This is a genomic window from Sulfitobacter sp. TCYB15, from assembly GCF_040435955.1.
GTDB lineage: Bacteria > Pseudomonadota > Alphaproteobacteria > Rhodobacterales > Rhodobacteraceae > Sulfitobacter > Sulfitobacter pontiacus.
In genome coordinates this window covers 957037-971384 of sequence record NZ_CP159193.1, presented here as the reverse complement: position 1 = coordinate 971384, position 14348 = coordinate 957037, and the positions used below count along the sequence as shown (strand labels likewise).

At 59.1% G+C, this 14348-nt stretch carries 19 protein-coding genes and 1 tRNA gene; 10 read left to right on the top strand and 10 right to left on the bottom strand.

Annotation, left to right across the window (positions count from 1 at the left end; genetic code table 11):
- The first annotated feature begins 40 nt into the window (after window positions 1–40).
- A complete protein-coding gene (locus ABM428_RS04680; RefSeq protein ID WP_132997090.1) occupies window positions 41–784 on the top strand; it encodes a hypothetical protein in 744 nt (247 codons plus the stop codon).
- A 150-nt stretch (window positions 785–934) separates the two neighbouring features.
- Here ABM428_RS04680 and ABM428_RS04675 read toward each other — a convergent pair whose 3' ends face one another.
- Entirely contained in the window at window positions 935–1117 is a 183-nt protein-coding gene (locus ABM428_RS04675; protein WP_132997091.1) for a hypothetical protein, read from the bottom strand.
- A 245-nt stretch (window positions 1118–1362) separates the two neighbouring features.
- On the opposite strand from ABM428_RS04675, the gene ABM428_RS04670 reads away from it, so the two are divergent.
- The 6 genes from ABM428_RS04670 to ABM428_RS04645 all read left to right on the top strand — a co-directional run bounded on the left by ABM428_RS04670 (window position 1363) and on the right by ABM428_RS04645 (window position 6979).
- The gene (locus tag ABM428_RS04670) at window positions 1363–1860 is read left to right on the top strand and encodes a hypothetical protein (RefSeq protein WP_132997092.1); all 498 of its coding nucleotides are present in this window, start codon (window positions 1363–1365) and stop codon (window positions 1858–1860) included.
- A 4-nt stretch (window positions 1861–1864) separates the two neighbouring features.
- Complete coding sequence (locus ABM428_RS04665; RefSeq protein ID WP_132997093.1) at window positions 1865–3214, top strand: phage portal protein; 1350 nt, start codon at window positions 1865–1867, stop codon at window positions 3212–3214.
- Window positions 3201–5030 (top strand): prohead protease/major capsid protein fusion protein, encoded by a 1830-nt coding sequence (locus ABM428_RS04660; protein WP_132997094.1) that lies wholly within the window; start codon window positions 3201–3203, stop codon window positions 5028–5030. The genes ABM428_RS04665 and ABM428_RS04660 overlap by 14 nt, the downstream gene beginning before the upstream one ends.
- Window positions 5030–5254, top strand: a complete 225-nt coding sequence (gene gpW, locus ABM428_RS04655; protein ID WP_132997095.1) for a gpW family head-tail joining protein — start codon at window positions 5030–5032, stop codon at window positions 5252–5254. The genes ABM428_RS04660 and gpW overlap by 1 nt, the downstream gene beginning before the upstream one ends.
- Window positions 5254–5580, top strand: coding sequence for a DUF2190 family protein (locus ABM428_RS04650; protein WP_132997096.1), 327 nt, complete (start codon window positions 5254–5256; stop codon window positions 5578–5580). Before gpW ends, ABM428_RS04650 begins: the two co-directional genes overlap by 1 nt.
- A gap of 256 nt (window positions 5581–5836) precedes the next feature.
- The gene (locus ABM428_RS04645) at window positions 5837–6979 is read left to right on the top strand and encodes a tyrosine-type recombinase/integrase (protein WP_132997098.1); all 1143 of its coding nucleotides are present in this window, start codon (window positions 5837–5839) and stop codon (window positions 6977–6979) included.
- Here the strand turns inward: ABM428_RS04645 and ABM428_RS04640 are convergent.
- From ABM428_RS04640 to ABM428_RS04615, 6 genes are all read right to left on the bottom strand, one after another.
- Window positions 6980–7054: transfer RNA gene (locus tag ABM428_RS04640), tRNA-Phe, on the bottom strand. It abuts the gene before it with no gap.
- Between the two features lie 102 nt (window positions 7055–7156).
- Window positions 7157–7348, bottom strand: coding sequence for a DNA gyrase inhibitor YacG (locus tag ABM428_RS04635; RefSeq protein WP_037943388.1), 192 nt, complete (start codon window positions 7346–7348; stop codon window positions 7157–7159).
- Window positions 7345–8367, bottom strand: a complete 1023-nt coding sequence (locus tag ABM428_RS04630; protein WP_132997099.1) for a ribonuclease E/G — start codon at window positions 8365–8367, stop codon at window positions 7345–7347. The genes ABM428_RS04635 and ABM428_RS04630 overlap by 4 nt, the downstream gene beginning before the upstream one ends.
- On the bottom strand, window positions 8364–8942 hold the full coding sequence (locus ABM428_RS04625; RefSeq protein WP_132997100.1) for a nucleoside triphosphate pyrophosphatase: 579 nt from the start codon (window positions 8940–8942) through the stop codon (window positions 8364–8366). Before ABM428_RS04625 ends, ABM428_RS04630 begins: the two co-directional genes overlap by 4 nt.
- 54 nt (window positions 8943–8996) lie before the next feature.
- A complete protein-coding gene (gene infA / locus ABM428_RS04620) occupies window positions 8997–9215 on the bottom strand; it encodes a translation initiation factor IF-1 (protein WP_005851736.1) in 219 nt (72 codons plus the stop codon).
- A gap of 81 nt (window positions 9216–9296) precedes the next feature.
- The gene (locus ABM428_RS04615; RefSeq protein WP_009826158.1) at window positions 9297–10178 is read right to left on the bottom strand and encodes a carbon-nitrogen hydrolase family protein; all 882 of its coding nucleotides are present in this window, start codon (window positions 10176–10178) and stop codon (window positions 9297–9299) included.
- 180 nt (window positions 10179–10358) lie between these two features.
- Here ABM428_RS04615 and ABM428_RS04610 point away from each other — a divergent pair, with 180 nt between their 5' ends.
- Both ABM428_RS04610 and ABM428_RS04605 read left to right on the top strand, forming a co-directional pair.
- Entirely contained in the window at window positions 10359–11324 is a 966-nt protein-coding gene (locus tag ABM428_RS04610; RefSeq protein WP_064216900.1) for a LysR family transcriptional regulator, read from the top strand.
- A 58-nt stretch (window positions 11325–11382) separates the two neighbouring features.
- Window positions 11383–12096 carry an NAD-dependent deacylase gene (locus ABM428_RS04605; protein WP_132997101.1) on the top strand — a complete coding sequence of 238 codons (714 nt, stop codon included), beginning with the start codon at window positions 11383–11385 and terminating at the stop codon, window positions 12094–12096.
- Between the two features lie 39 nt (window positions 12097–12135).
- On the opposite strand, the gene ABM428_RS04600 is transcribed toward ABM428_RS04605, so the two are convergent.
- The 3 genes from ABM428_RS04600 to rpmB form a co-directional block, all read right to left on the bottom strand.
- Window positions 12136–12645, bottom strand: a complete 510-nt coding sequence (locus ABM428_RS04600) for a copper chaperone PCu(A)C (protein ID WP_353628205.1) — start codon at window positions 12643–12645, stop codon at window positions 12136–12138.
- A gap of 46 nt (window positions 12646–12691) precedes the next feature.
- Window positions 12692–13036, bottom strand: a complete 345-nt coding sequence (locus tag ABM428_RS04595; protein ID WP_132997102.1) for a hypothetical protein — start codon at window positions 13034–13036, stop codon at window positions 12692–12694.
- 99 nt (window positions 13037–13135) lie between these two features.
- Window positions 13136–13435 (bottom strand): 50S ribosomal protein L28, encoded by a 300-nt coding sequence (gene rpmB / locus ABM428_RS04590; protein WP_005851725.1) that lies wholly within the window; start codon window positions 13433–13435, stop codon window positions 13136–13138.
- A gap of 188 nt (window positions 13436–13623) precedes the next feature.
- Here rpmB and ABM428_RS04585 point away from each other — a divergent pair, with 188 nt between their 5' ends.
- A complete protein-coding gene (locus ABM428_RS04585; RefSeq protein ID WP_074635803.1) occupies window positions 13624–14319 on the top strand; it encodes a phosphatidylcholine/phosphatidylserine synthase in 696 nt (231 codons plus the stop codon).
- Window positions 14320–14348 lie beyond the last annotated feature (29 nt).

The following is a 14348-nucleotide window of genomic DNA, read 5'->3' as shown; positions in this document are numbered from 1 at the left end:
TGTAGGAACCGCACCAAAAATTTTCCGAAAGATAAAAAATATGATTGAACTGTTGGAACCTATGTTGGGCAGCACTGATCAGTTAGCGTTATGGGGCGCAATCACTGGATCAATCGGAACAACGACTGGTATTTTGAGCCTTTATCTTAGGTACAAACAACAAAAGAGAGACCAAGCCAACCTAACCTGTGAAGCGGTGTTTGATCACGAATTCTATCAAAACTCAGCGAAACCCAGATACCACATCACCGTCCGCTCAGTAGGGAGACGACCGGTCACGGTGGACCATGTCCAGTATAGGATGGGTCCTCTAGAATTCCCAAAGCGACTTCAACGCTGGTACAAGTGGCAAAAGAAGGAATGGCTTCATGCCGTTGAGCCTTCGACGGTCGCTAATTTGACTGAGGGGACCAAAGTAAAATTACCCATTGACCCCCAAAGGGTTGGCTTGAAGTATGTCTACAAGGTAAAAGTTGTTGACCAAACGGGACGAATGTGGCCCGTAGTCTGGCCTAGTCAGAAAAGGCTTTCTACGATCACTCATCACAAATCTCTCGATGATCAATCAGATGGAAATACCAAAAGGAAATATACTCTTCATGGTATGGAGTTTCAGGATAAGTTTAGGCTGATGTTGCTTTGGAACCCAGAGGATGGAAAGCTCAATTCAATGACAGGCCGCACGTTTACCTTTGACTCTATGAAAAAATATTCTGAAAAATTAGCACGCCTAAATGATGTTGAAATTCCATCTTTCATGAATGATGGAAACCGTGATTTCTAAACTAATTTATCACTCTAAATAATTTACATTCAATGAAAGCTATCATCTAGCATAAACGGATCTGAATAATCAGTACTTACATATCACATTGCCTTGAAACAAAGATAGTGACCGATTGGCCGCTATCTTTGATCCAGAATTTTCTGAACCTTAGTGTACCCTACTCAGCGGCTCATTACTGCCGAGGAAGGCCATGCCGTCCTGCGGTATCTGAAAGCCTTCCCGCTCAATCATCGCCATGATTTGCATGAAGGTGAACCGGATTGCGTCCGGGTGCGGGATTGTCGCCTCAATCATAAGCTGGGCTTCATTTCTAAGTTGGTTGCTGTCCATAACTCTATCCTCATTTGCTTGGGGGTGTTGCGGAAAAGGGCGACCCGAAAACCGCCCTTTTCCTTCTCGATGGCTATCGGGCCACCCCTGACCCGATTCGAAAGGTTGCCCAGCATGACCAGCGGACAAACACAGATTAGCTAAATTCGACTCATCGCGTCAAGCATTATTCAGCGCGACACATTTATCTTTACGCATTGAGTCGAATCAGTTTAGGTAAGGGTTACATAAAAATGGAGCGCCCCGTGAACCAAGCAATTTTTTCCGTAGGCCAAGCCGCTGAATGGCTGGCAAAGCCACATGAGCAAAAGGATGTTGTCGCGAATCAACTCCGACGGTTTCGGTCAAAAGGGTACGTCCGCACTCGTGGAACATTCGGGGCTGGACCGACTGCTACCCACACTTTCCAGCCTGTTGACTTGGGCGTTGCGAAGTTCTGCCGCGCGCTGACTGCGTTCGGCATTAAGGACGAAACAGTAATGCGGGCCGTAGCCGACGCCTGCTATGATCTACCTGCCAAGGGCTGCGATATCGGCCCTATACCCGGAATGTTGGCGGCGCTAGACAGCCCTCATTCCCCTTGGAACATGGTGGTTTTCCTACACCCCAATGATGATGGAACGCAGCACGTCCTTGCCGAAATGTGGCTGGGGCTGGACGCGCTTGATCGTGTTGGCGGTGAAAAAATCATCTTATCAATGGCCGATTGGTTGCCCGAACTAGCAGACATGCAGGGGGCATAAGAAGATGGCTTTCCCGTTCGCACACTTTTTCAAACGCGACACCACGACCGCCGTCGAGAAGCGCAGTTTTGACGCGGCAACGGGTGGACGGCGTGGGTCTGCGTTCATGGCTTATGGGTCCAATGCAACCGAAACGCTTGCCGCCGCCGCGCCCCTGCGCAGCCGCGCCCGCCACGCCTACGCCAACAACGGCTACATCGCCAACGGCGTTTCCGCCATTGTTGCAGAGGCCGTGGGAGCGGGCATTGAACCCGCCTCTGCGCACCCGAACGCCGATCTGCGCGACGACCTGAATCAGACGTGGCTGGACTTTGCGGAAACTGCGGACGTGGAAGGCCGGACAGACCTGCGTGGCCTGTTGGCCCAGATGGTTCTGGCCTGCGCTGTTGATGGCGAGTCATTCGCCGTAATTGAAGAAGACTCGGACGGGATTCAGGTCCGCTTGATCCCGGCTGAAATGGTGGACGAATCCAAAACCGCCGATCTGGGGCAAGACCGCTACATCGCCGCCGGGGTCGAATACGACGCCCGTGGCCGCCGTGTGGCATACCATGTCCAACCGCAACGCCCGACCGATCTATTCCCAACGTCCCGCGACCCAATCCGCGTTCCCGCAAAAGACGTGCTGCACCTTATGCGCCCCCTTGGCCCCGGTCAGGTTCGCGGCGTGTCGTGGCTTGCGCCGATCCTGCTGACGCTGACAGAGTTTGACGGGCTTATGGACGCCTTGCTTGTCGGTTGCCGTGTCTCTGCGCTGCATACCGGGTTCATTGTGGACCAAAACAACCTTGGCGGCGCGGGTCCCTACCTCGACGACGTTTCAGGGGCGGACGTGTCACTGGAACCCGGCGTCATTCGGACCCTGCCCGGCGGCAAGGACATTCGCTTTTCCAGCCCGCAAGAAGCCAAGGATTCCATTGCCTTTGCCAAGCTGACCCTTGGTCAGATTGCCGCTGGGCTTGGCGTCCCCCAGCACTTGCTGGACGGGGACCTGTCCAACGCGAACTATTCCAGCTTGCGGGCGGGTCTGTTGCCGTTCCGGGCAAAGATTGAACAGTTTTGCTATCACCAGCTTATCCCGCAAGTCCTGACCCCGCTTTGGCGGCGCGTAATGACACGGGCTTACCTGTCCGGCAATGCCGTCCCTGACCTTGCCCCCGCCTTCAAGGTGGAATGGCTGACCCCGCGCGCGCAACAGGTGGACCCGCTCAAGGACACCCAAGCACTTATCGCCCAGATTGACGCCAAGCTGACCAGCCGGACGCAAGCCGTAGCGTCCTTGGGTTGGAACCGCGCCGATCTGGACCGGGAAATTGCCACCGAAACTGGCGGAGAGACAAATGACATTGCATGATCCGCTTGCGCCCCTGACGCGCACCGCGACAACCGCCAACAGCTACGACCCGGAATCCCGGACGTTTGAGGCCGTTGTCGCCACGATCACGCCCGTGGTTCGCCGGGATGCGCGGGGGCCGTTTAACGAGATTCTGAATCCCGCGACCTTGGCCGCCAGTGCTGGGATGCCCTTGCTCGACTCCCACAAGACGGACTCGGTCCGTGACCTGTTGGGCCGCGTGGTTTCAACCCGCGTGGACGGCGACCGTGTCATTGCCAAGCTGCAACTGTCCACCGCGTCCGACACTGACCCTATTGCCCAGCGTATCGCAGACGGCAGCCTGACAGGCGTTTCCATCGGCTACCGCGTGGCAGGTTGGGACGAGTCCACCGGGGCAGACGGTCAACGTCAGAAATCCCCGACCGCGTGGACTCTTACAGAAGTCACTTTGACCACCAATCCGGCAGACCCGAACGCGCGCGTCCGCCAAAAAGAAGCCCTATGCGATCCGGCGCGGCATAGTGAGACTGAGACCAAGCGCGCCGCCAACAACCCCAAAACTGGAGCAGATATGCCCGATGTAATTGAAACCAACCCGGAACAGGATGCAGAGCGCACCCGCCGTTCCGCTATTCGGACTCTTGTCCGTTCCGCTGGCCTGTCTGCCGAAACCGCAGATGACCTGATCGACCAAGACGCCACCGTGGACCAAGCCAAGGCCGCTGTCTTTGACGCAACGCAAACCCGGAGCGCACCCGTCATTCGCACCCACACTGCCCAGAACGATGACCCCGCCGTCATCACCCGCCGTCAGGCTGACGCCGTGGCCGTTCGTATGGCTGGGGGCGACTGCCCGGACGATGCGCGTCAATACATGAGCGATAGCCTGCTGGACATGGCCCGCGATAGCCTGTCCCGCTCGGGCGTGTCCACGCGCGGCTTGTCCGCCGATGATGTGTTCACCCGCGCGGCCCATGGCACGTCTGACTTCCCGCTGGTTGTCAGCAACGCGATGGGCAAGGTGGCCGCCGACTCCTACAAGGCTGCTGAATCCCCGCTGAAACAGCTTGGCCGTCAACGTGTCCTGCGTGACTTCAAACCGTCCACCAGCATCCGCCTGGGCGAAATGGGCCGTCTTGAGGAAATCGCGGAGTCCGGCGAGATCAAAGCCACCAGCCGCGCCGAAAGCGGCGAGTCCATGTCTCTCAAGACGTTCGCCCGCGCGATCAACGTCAGCCGCAATTTGCTGGTGAACGATGACTTGAACCTGTTGGGCGATATGACTGCCGCGTTTGGGGAAGCCGCTGCACAGACAGAGGCGGACGAAATGGTTGCGCTGCTGACCAGCAACCCCAACCTGTCGGACGGGACGCCCGTGTTCGATGCCAGCCGGGGCAACTTGGCAGCCGCCGGGGCCGCTCCAAGCGAAACCACGCTTTCAGCCGCGCGCAAGGCGATGCGAGGGTTCAAGGGGCTGGACGGTAATACGCTCATTTCCGTGACGCCCAAGTATCTCGTGGTTGGCCCGGAACTGGAAACCGACGCCGAAAAGCTGCTGGCAGCGATCTATGCCGTGACCACGGGCGACGTGAACGCATGGACGGGCAAGCTGTCGCTGCTGGTTGAACCCCGGATTACTGACGACCAATGGTTCGTCTTTGCCGATCCCGCCCGCGTGGCTTCGATGGTTTACGGCTACCTTGCAAGCGCGCAAGGCGTTCAGATTCAACGGGCAGAGGCGTGGGATACGTTGGGTATCAAGTACCGCGCGTTCCTCGACTTTGGCACGGGCTGGTCTGACTGGCGCGGTGCTTACCGGAACGCGGGTTCCTAATGCCCACGCTGGGCGAACAACTGACCGAAGCGCGGGCGGCTTACCACCGCCTGCAACTCGGGGAACTGGCAGTCAGTTTCCGAGACGGCAACGGCGAACAGGTTGAATACAACCGCGCCTCTGCCCCCCGGCTGGCCGCCTACATCAACATCCTTGAACGGCAGGCAATGGGTATCAAAGGCCCCCAGACTTTCCGTTTCCAAACCTCAAAAGGACTGACCTAATGCGCAACTACATTCAAAAAGGTGACGACATCACCGTCGACTCCCCGGCAGACGTGCTGTCCGGCGCGGGCGTCATTATCGGCAACCTGTTCGGCGTAGCCAACGGCGATGCACAGACAGGCAAGCCCGTGGTGCTGTCCACGGTAGGTGTTTTCGATCTGCCCAAGACCACGGCAAACGACATTACTGTTGGCGCGGCGCTCTACTGGAACGACACCGCCAAGGAAGTGACCACCACGGCGTCCGGCAATACCAAAATTGGCGTGGCTATCGCGGCCAAGTCCGGCGCTGGCACTGTTGCAACCCGCTTGAACGGCACGTTCTGATCCGATGACCCAACTCCGTCCGCCTCAACACGAGTTTTGCCCAGCGCCTGTTCGGCGCGGGTTGAGCCGTGCAGAGGCGGCGGAATACATCGGAATCGGGACTACGAAATTTGACGCACTTGTGGGGGACGGACGGATGCCCAAGCCCAAGCGTATAGACGGACGCACGATCTGGGACCGCATTGCCATTGACCGCGCATTTGACGAACTGGACGCCCCTGAGCAAGCTGACGCGAATCCGTGGGACTGACCTGATATGAAAATGCGCCTCAAATACATCGTGGAAGATACAGATAGGCACGGGAATGTCCGACTCTACTACCGCCGCCCCGGCGCGCCCAAAATTCGGTTGCGTGGCCCCAGCGGTTCCCCCGAATTTCTGATCGACTACAAGCGCGCCGCCGCCGGACCTGTCCCAGCCGAGGACCAGACCGAAAAGGTTGGCCGACTGGTCCACGGGTCTATCCGCGCGCTTTGCGTGGAATACTACAAATCCGCCATGTTCCGCGAACTTGACCCACGGACGCAGAAAGTCCGCAGAGGAATCCTTGAGAAATTTTGCCAGAACAAGGGTGACGGCGATAAACCCTACCGCATGTTATTGCCCCGACACATTCGTACCCGGCGCGACGAAATGATGGACAGACCGGAGGCCGCAAACAGCATGGTCAAGGCGCTGCGTCAGGTGTTCAAATATGCCCTGCGGTACGACCTGCACGACACCAACCCGGCAATCGGCGTGGAATACCTGTCTGGCAACGCAGACGGATTCCACTCGTGGACGCTGGACGAAATCGAAAAATTCGAGAACACCCATGAAATCGGCACGCCTGCCCGGCTTGCTTTGGCCCTTGCGCTATACACCGGGCAACGCCGTGCCGATCTGGTGCAATTTGGAAAACAGCACGTCCGCGACGGGTGGCTGTCCTTTACCCAGCACAAGAACCGCAACAGCAAACCCGTTCGGATGGAAATTCCGATCATACCCGAACTGCAACGGATTCTGGACGAAAGCCCCACGGGTGATCTGACGTTTCTAGTAACGGCGTTCAACCGCCCCTTCACGTCAAACGGTTTCGGCAATCGGTTCCGCAAGTGGTGCGATGACGCCGGGCTGAAAAACTGTTCCGTCCACGGGCTGCGCAAGGCCGCCGCCGCGCGTTTGGCCGAATTGGGCTGCACCGAACAAGAGATTATGGCGATCACGGGACACCGCACGTCAAAAGAGGTCACGCGCTACACCCGCGCGGCAAGTCAAAAGACCCGTGCCGAAAGCGCCTTGCGCCGCCTGTCGGATGGTCAAACCGGGAACAAAAGTGTCCCACTTTCCAAGTCCATGTTGGATGGTGGGACAAAACCAACCACCAAGCCATTGAAACGAAACGAAAATGGGAAATAATGGTGCCCAGGGGCGGAATCGAACCACCGACACGAGGATTTTCAATCCACTGCTCTACCCCTGAGCTACCCGGGCACCGGAGACCACCGTAGTGGTCGGGTGTGCGGGTTCTAGGAGTTTGCGGCGGGGGTGTCCAGAGGGTTTTGCCATGTTTGGCAAAGGTTTTTTCGGAAAATTCTAATGCGGCTTGTCGGGCGCGTTCAAAGCGGCCTCGGTGGCTTCAATTGCGGCCTCGATATCCTCGGGGTCGCGGCTGGGGGTCGCGTAGCTGCCGTTCAGCCACTTGGCCAGATCCACGTCAGCGCAGCGCCCGGAACAGAAGGGGCGATACTTGGGAGAGGTTTCACGGTCGCAGATCGGGCAGGTCACTTCAGAACCTCAGCCAAAGGCATACGGGCGCGTTTGCGTTGCAGTTCGTAGTGGCCCAAAGGGGTCCAGCCGACCAGCGTCGTTTCCACGTCATCGGCGCGGAAGGCCTGGCGCAACGCGGTCTCGAACGGGCGGCGATCTTTTTTGGGCATGGGCGCAAGATCAAGCGTGATCTGCCCGCCCAACCCGCGCAGACGCAGAGCACGGGGCAAGGCGCGGGCACAGGCCATATTCGCTTTGATCCCGGCAGCAAGGGACACGTCCGCACCGGTGTTCACATCAACGGCCACCAACGCACGGGTAGGTTCCACAAACATAAAGGCACCGCCGTCAAGCGCGACGCGCGGCTGCGAGAGGCTGTCGACAGTGTCCAACACGCCATGGGTTTCAAAACCACCGGGGTCGGTCACGACGTCGGCGGGCTCGACCCAGTCGCGCCAAGCCAGAATATGCGGACCATCGCCTTCGGACAGAACCTCCATGTCGGTGGATGGGTCGTCCAATACCTTGTCCGCCAGCGCCAGCATCGCGTCGATATCATCGGCGATGTCATCGGCATCCGCGCCAGCGCAAGAGGACCGCAGAATCAGGCCATGTGCGGCCCCGTCGGACGCTTCGTGCGCGATTTCGAGCAGCCGGTCGCGTTCTTCCTCGTCGCGGATACTGCGCGAGATATTGGTGCCGGGTGCGCCTGGCGTCACGATGGCATAGCGGCTTTTGAACAGCAGCTTCTGGGTGACGGGAACAGCCTTGCCGGGTTCAGCATAGCCGGATACCTGCGCGAGAATGGGTTGCCCCGGTGCGAGCCCCTTGATCTGGCGCAGAAACGCAGAGCCGTCGGGCGTTTTCAAGAACATCCCCCCCTGCCCCTTGACCGGACGATCCGCGATGGCGCGGTAGATCGTGCCGGGGCGCGGGCCGTCGCTGTCGATCAGAAGGTCATCCAGCTTGCCGTCCACGATCAGCGCGGCGGCTTCGATGTCGCCAAAATGGTCCAGAACGATCGTACGGCCCTTCATGAGGTCTCTCCTGCGAAAACATATCCTGCAGCACGCAGCAGGTTTGCGGTTTCGGCCAGTGGTAGGCCGACAATGCCGGTGAATGATCCGCTGATCCACGGGATAAGGGCTCCTGCCGGGCCCTGAATACCATAGCCGCCGGCTTTGCCCTGCCAATCACCGGTTGCCAGATAGGCCGTGATCTCGGCGTCTGACAGTCGTTTCATGCGGACGGTGCTGACCACATCGCGCTGCCACAGCTTGTCTCCGCGCTTGACCGCGACGGCCGTGATGACCTTGTGGCGACGCCCCGACATGAGGCGCAGGAAACGGATCGTCTCTGCTTCATCCGCGGGTTTGCCCAGGATTCGCCGCCCCACTGCGACGGTGGTATCGGCACACAGCACGATATCATCGGACCCCGCCTGCACCGCGGCAGCTTTTTCACGGGCCATACGCGCACAATAGGGGCGCGGCAGTTCGGCGGTATGGGGGGTTTCGTCGATATCGGGCGCGCGAATATCGTCAGGCACAACGCCGATTTGCGCCAGCAATTCCTTGCGGCGCGGACTTCCTGATCCGAGGATAAAACTCATATGCGATCCTAGATCGCTGCCCGAAAACCACTAGGTGATTCTCGGAAAAGCGTATTATTTAAAGCGGTAATTGATCCGGCCTTTGCTCAGATCATAGGGGGTCATTTCCACCTGTACCTTATCGCCAGCCAGAACACGGATGCGGTTCTTGCGCATCTTTCCTGCCGTATGTGCGATGATCTCATGGCCGTTTTCAAGCTCGACCCGGAACGTCGCGTTCGGCAGAAGTTCTTTCACGATACCGGGGAATTCGAGCGTGTCTTCCTTGGCCATGGTCTCTCCTTGAACACTTTGCCCTGCAATTTCAGGACGCAGGCTTAAATGGGCGCAATTTTCCCTTTTTTCAAGGGGTATTCACATCAAAGGCACGTTTATGGCCGTTGCGTCACGCCCGAACTGATCCTCCCAGTGGTTTCGGTTCAAAACCACCCCGTCTGCACGCACGCGGCTGATCTGGGCGATGTCGACCTCGGCGAAGGTCCAGCCGGGCACGTTGATCTCGGCGGCGGCAAGGACTCCGGTGGATGGAAAGCCCACATCCGGCGGGCAGAAGATGCCGCCCGCCCCGTAGGATGTGCCAAGCGCCTCTGACCAATCCGCAGGGCCGATGCAGGATGACATGGCCGTAACGCATTGATTTTCCAGTGCCCGCGCCATGGATCCGATGCGGACACGCCAATAGCCTGCCAGCGCCTCGGTCACGCTCGGCACGGCGATGATGTCACAATCGGCAAGTGCACGGCCCAGCAGGGGAAACTCGCTATCATAGCAGATGAGGATGCTGATCTTGCCCAATGTTGTCTCGAAGATACGCAGAGGCTCCCCGCCGACCACGCCCCAGACCTCGCGTTCGAATCGGGTCATGATCTGCTTGTCCTGCACCCCGACTTGACCTGAAGGGGTGATCAGACGTGCGCGGTTCACCGGACGGGCAGCGGCAGGCGTCACCGCGGGCCCCGATGCCGCAACGATATGCACGCCATATTCCGCCGCCAGTTTTTGATGCGCCGCATCCGCATCCGCCAACCGGTCAGAGACTGCAAAGAGCGACGCCTCAAGATTGCCTGCCACGTCAAGGCCAGCGAGCGTCGCAAGCTCCATCGCGCCATATTCGGGGAAAACCAACAGCTCTGCCCCGCTGGCGGCCGCCGTTGCGACCCAGCCTGCAAGCTTGTCTTCATATTGGGCCCAGCTGGTCAGGACATCCAGCGGGTATGCGGCGGTTGCGATTTTCATGAGGCCTCCGGTGCGTGATTTCCCTTATGGTGCGACGCGCGCAGCCAAGCTTCAAGTACCACCACCCCACCCCAGGGCACATTTCACTTCTGTGAAACTATGAGCGTATGATCCCCACCCACCTTGCCAATTTATCGGGCATGCTTCACAAAATTGGAAAGAACCAAGGGGTCTAGCACCATGATCAAAAAGGGTATCACCCTGCGCGGTATAGAGGTATTCGAGGCTTTGGCCAGCCGTGGATCGGTCGCACAGGCCGCCGCACTGACAGGGTTAAGCCAACCCGCCGTGAGCCAGCAGATCAGCAACCTCGAAGCCGCCATGGGCACCGCCCTGATCGACCACAGCACGCGCCCCATGCGCCTGACCGCGGCGGGCGAAAGCTTTCTGCGTCACAGCGGCGCGGCGCTGACCCATATCCGGCTGGCGCAATCCGAGCTGACGGTCATGGATCTTGCCAATCTCAGCGACCTGAGCCTTGGCGTGATTGACGACTTTGACAACGATGTCACCCCGCGTCTGGCGACCCTTCTGGCCGACAGTATGGCAGGCTGTCGCTTTCGCATGGTGACCGACGGCAGCAAGGGGCTGATCCAGTCGGTGCAGGACAAATCGCTTCATATCGCCATTGCGGCCACCAGTGGGGATGCAAAAAGCGGGCTGATCGAGATTCCGCTGGCACGCGATCCCTTTGTTATCGTCACCCCCGCCAGCTTTGACGGCGACAGCGCCGCGCTGATGACGGGGCGATCCGCCCTGCCCTTCGTTAAATACGCGGCAGACCAGTTGATCGCCGACCAGATCAACAACCACCTGACGCGCAGCAATATCACCCTGCCCTCGCAATTCGAGATCGGCAGCCATCTCGCCCTGATGGCGATGGTGGCACGGGGCATCGGCTGGGCCATCACGACGCCCTTCGGCTATTGCCGCGCAGAGCGGTTTCACCAGCAGCTTGCGGTGCACCCGCTCCCCACGCCCGGATTAACGCGACAGATCTCGCTGTTTGCGGGGTCAGACTGGACGGGGCCGGTGCCCCAGAATATTGCCGACACGATGCGGCAACTGCTTCGGTCCCACATGATCGCGCCAACGGTGGCGCAGTTGCCGTGGCTTTCTTCCAGCTTCGAGGCGTTAGAGGGCTGATCGCTTGCGCAAAAGCTGCGCGGCTGGTTCACTTGGCGCGTAAAACAAAGGGGCTGACATGAGCAAGATCGTCATTCTGACCGGCGCGGGCATTTCTGCGGAAAGCGGCATTGATACCTTCCGCGCCGAAGACGGGCTTTGGGCACAGCACCGGGTCGAGGACGTCGCCACCCCCGAAGGCTTTGCCCGCGACCCGCAACTGGTCGTCGATTTCTATAACGGTCGCCGCAAACAGGCGGCAGAGGTATCGCCGAACGCGGCGCATCAAGCGCTGGCCAGACTGCAGGCGAATTATGCCGGACAGGTGGTGATTGTGACGCAGAATGTCGATGATCTGCACGAACAGGGCGGCGCGCGGGTGATCCATATGCACGGCGCGCTGAATTCAGCGCTCTGCGCTGCCTGCGACCACCGTTGGCCCGCACCTATGGTCATGGCCGTCGGTGATCCCTGCCCCGCCTGCAATGCCCCAGCCGCGCGGCCCGACATCGTTTGGTTCGGCGAAATGCCCTATGACATGGACGAGATTTTTGACCATCTGGCCGAGGCCGATATCTTTGCAGCCATCGGCACCTCTGGCAACGTCTACCCCGCCGCCGGTTTCGTGGCAGAGGCGCGGCGCAATGGGGCCCATACGGTAGAGCTGAACCTCGAACGTTCTGCCGTGGGGAACCAGTTCGCCGAACACCGCACCGGTCCGGCGACACGTGTGGTCACAGATTGGGTGGAGCAACTCTTGAGCACCCCACCCCAGCAACGGCCCGCGCTTTAACACAGATCGGGCCGCTACCATTCATGGGGGCGAAAAGGCTCAGTCTTTCGGCATCTCGTGACCGGTGTGATCCATATCACCGTGGTCATGCTTCATCTTGCCATGGTTCGGCTTGCGGTCCTGATCGACCATCACCTCGATCTCGACCGCACCGGCCTTTTCGAGCTCAAGTGTGACGGGCACCATCGCGCCCTGCTCCAGCGGGCCTTTCAGGCCCATGAACATCAGGTGGTCGCCGCCGCGTTTGAAGGCGTGCATGTCATCCGCCGCAATGGCCACGCCGCCTTCGATCTCGCCCATCCGCATGACGCCATTGTCGTCAGAGGTGTGGGTATGCAATTCGACCTTGTCAGCCACGTCAGAGGACGCCCCGATCAAACGGTCATCCGCGCCAGAGTGGTTCATCACCACCATAAACGCCGCACCGGAGGTGGATTTCGCGGTCGAGCTGCGGATGTAGGCGTCATCCACCATGATGCCTTCGGCAGCGAGAGGAGCGGAAAAGAGAAACAATGCGCAGACAGCGCGGGTCAGCAAAGCAGGTGTCATTGGGATATCCTGTCGTCATATTCAAAATGTCTGTGAAGGGTGTGGGTCAGACAGCGACAGGCGGAGCCCTTGGGTCATGGCGCGTTTTACGTCGTGGCACATCGGCTGACAGAACATGCACCGCGGGCGCGACAAAAGTCACGATCCGCATCGGTGCGGCCGCCAGAACCACCGTGCCTGCCATTGCAACGTTAAGCGCCGAATCGGGGCAGATATGCGGGGCCGAGGTCGGCTTGCCCTGCGCATCCACATAAATCGCCACAGGGCCCGCACCGGTGCACAGCACCATCTGCCCCGTCGCCGCAGAGGCCCCACGCGCGACCGCCATGCTTTGACCCGTGAGGGCCAGCATCAACGCCAGAACCAAAGCTGAAAGGGAACGCAGGGTCATGGACCGCACCCTAGACGAAGCGCTTGAAAAAGCACCAGTCCAAAACGACGCAGCCCCGGCCAAGGGCCAGGGCTACAACATCGTAACGATTGGAAAGTCTTACGACAGCGCTTCGGCTGTGGCGCTGGACTTTGCAATTGCTTTCTTAACTTTCAACGCGTTGACGGACAGTTCAGTGTCCTTTGCCTTCGCCATGAACTTGTCCAAGCCACCGCGGTGGTCAACAGTGCGCAAAGCAGCTGCCGAGATGCGGAACTTGAAACCGCGGCCCAGTGCTTCGGACTGCAGGGTGACATCGTTCAGGTTTGGCAAGAACCGACGACGTGTACGGTTCTTGGCGTGGCTTACGTTGTTGCCCGTCATCGGGCCTTTTCCGGTCAATTCGCAAACGCGCGACATGGGTCTATCCTTTTGCTGCGGGGCATTTCCGGCGATCCGGTGCAATACCCATATGGGCCGCGCTACGGCAAACCCTGAAATTGGTTTGCTGGCTTTAGGCGGAATCGCGAGCGGGGTCAACCCAAGCCTGCGCGGCAACACACGCTTTTCCTTTTGCATCCGTCGAAAAGATTTGTCATCTGTCGCATATGAATATTCATTCCCGTGCCCTTCTTGTCCATCTGTTCACTGCGACGGGTGCGATTTTCGCCATGCTGGCCATGCTTGCGGCAGCCGACGAACGCTGGGATATGATGTTTCTCTGGCTGGTTGTCGCCTTCTTTGTCGACGGCATCGACGGGCCGCTGGCGCGTAAATACGACGTAAAGACCAACGCGCCCGAATTCGACGGCGTGCTGCTTGATCTGATCATCGATTATCTCACCTATGTGTTCATTCCGGCCTTCGCGCTATTCCATTCCGGCCTCATGGACGGGTGGAGCGGTTGGGTCATGATCATCATCGTCACCTTCGCCAGCGCCATGTATTTCTGCGACACACGCATGAAAACCAAGGATAACTCCTTCTGGGGCTTCCCCGGATGCTGGAACATGCTGGTACTGGTGCTCTTTGCCCTGTCGCCGCCATGGTGGGTGTCGCTGGTGCTTGTCACGGTCTTGGCCATTACCATGTTCGCCCCGCTGAAATTCGTGCACCCCGTCCGGACAGAGCGTTGGCGCATGGTCACCCTGCCCATGGCATTGGGCTGGACGTTCTTTGCCGGTTGGGCCGCGTGGGTCGATTTTCACCCGCAAAGCTGGGCCCATTGGGGCCTGATCATCACCAGCGTCTATCTGATGTTTGCCGGTGTCGCGCAGCAGTATCTTTACGACCGCGAGGCCTGATAGAGGCGCGCAGGGCCAAAGCAGCGGCA